General features: G+C 63.3%; 2 protein-coding genes. Both read right to left on the bottom strand.

Annotation, left to right across the window (positions count from 1 at the left end; genetic code table 11):
• The coding region (locus C5748_RS27340) for an IS91 family transposase (protein WP_146119651.1) at window positions 1-665 on the bottom strand (665 nt) is incomplete at its 3' end.
• A gap of 12 nt (window positions 666-677) precedes the next feature.
• On the bottom strand, window positions 678-1,607 hold the full coding sequence (locus C5748_RS27335) for a tyrosine-type recombinase/integrase (protein WP_245582018.1): 930 nt from the start codon (window positions 1,605-1,607) through the stop codon (window positions 678-680).
• Window positions 1,608-1,618: the final 11 nt, after the last annotated feature.

Genomic DNA, 1,618 nt, shown 5'->3' with positions numbered 1-1,618 from the left:
AGCCCGGCCAGATCACCGAAGAAGACCAGATCGCGTGCGCGATGCAACGCCAGCAGCCCTTCGATGAACACCCGTCGAAACAGCCGCGACAGGACCCGCACGGGCAGAAAGAACCCCGGACGGCAGGCGATCCAGCGCGTGCCATCCGGCGACAGCCCGCCGCCGGGTACGATGAAGTGGACATGCGGGTGATGGGTCAGTGCCGAGCCCCAGCTGTGCAGCACGCTGGTCATGCCGATGCGGGCACCGAGGTGGCGCGGATCGGCCGCGATGGTGGTCAGCGTCTCGGCCGACGCCCGGAACAGCAGCCCGTAGACCGCCTCCTTGTTCCAATAGGCGATCTGCGCGATCTCTGCCGGCAGAGTGAAGACGACATGGAAATATTCCACCGGCAGCAGATCGTCGATCCGCGCCGCCATCCAGTCGCGCGCGGCGGGTCCCTGACACTTCGGACAGTGCCGATTCTTGCAGGAATTGTAGGCGATATGCTGGTGGCCGCATTTGGCGCAGGCCGCCACATGCCCGCCAAGTGCCTCCGTCCGGCAGGCCTCGATCGCCGACATGACCTTGAGCTGGCTCAGGCTGACATGCCCGGCATTGGCCTGCCGCCACGCGGGCCCATGGGCACGGAAGATATCAGCGATCTCCAGCTTCGGCCGGGCCACCCCGGCGGCGTGTCATTCCAGCCGACGCATAAGGGTCTGATCCTGCAACTGCTTCAGGTGCTCGAAGGGGCTGATGGTGTCGCGGATCGTCTTCGTGGCGACATGGGCATAGCGGGCAGTCGTGCTCAGCTTGGCGTGGCCGAGCAGAACCTGAATCACCCGTACATCCGTGTTGGCCTCCAGAAGGTGCGTGGCGAATGAGTGGCGCAAGGTGTGCAGCGTGGCGGGCTTGGCGATGCCCGCCTTGTGCTTGGCCGAGGTGAAGGCTCGATTGAGCTGACGCGGCGACAGCGGATTGATCTTTGGCTGGCCCGGAAACAACCATCCCCGCGGCCGCGATTCCCGCCAGTACTCGCGCAGCAGATCCAACAAGGCCGGCGACAGCATGGCCTTGCGATCCTTGCCGCCCTTGCCTTCTTCGACGTGGATCAACATGCGCTCGCTGTCGATATCGAAGACCTTGAGGTTGCAGACCTCTGACGCCCGCAATCCCGCGCCATAACTGATGCCGAGCGCAGCGCGATACTTCAGACCCGGCCCGGGAACCGCAGCCATAAGCGCGGCGATCTCTTCGACGCTCAAGACCACCGGTAGGTTGCGCGGCGCACGACGGAACTGCATATGCCGCTTCATCTCTTCGCGACCGCAGGTGATGCCGAAGAAAAACCGCAGCGCGACAATCCGAGAATTGAACATCCAGGGTGACACGCCGGCATTGGTCATGTGCAACTGATAGGCGCGCAAATCGTCGGGTGTAGCGAGGTCCGGAGATCGCCTCAAAAACCCAGCGAAATCCTTGATGGCCCGAATATGGGCCTCCTGAGCCTTGTCGCCCATTCCACGGATACGCATGTCTTCGATCATGCGCGCGCGCAGTGGGGTGGTCCTCTCCTCCTTCATGGGAACCTCCTGTCTGATGATTGAGAAGACCCCAATCGTCAGGCCAGGAACCC

Origin of the sequence: Phyllobacterium phragmitis, assembly GCF_002980495.1 — a bacterium.
Classification (GTDB): domain Bacteria; phylum Pseudomonadota; class Alphaproteobacteria; order Rhizobiales; family Rhizobiaceae; genus Paramesorhizobium; species Paramesorhizobium phragmitis.
The sequence above is the reverse complement of the archived record's forward strand: the minus strand, read 5'-3'. Positions and strand labels throughout refer to the sequence as shown.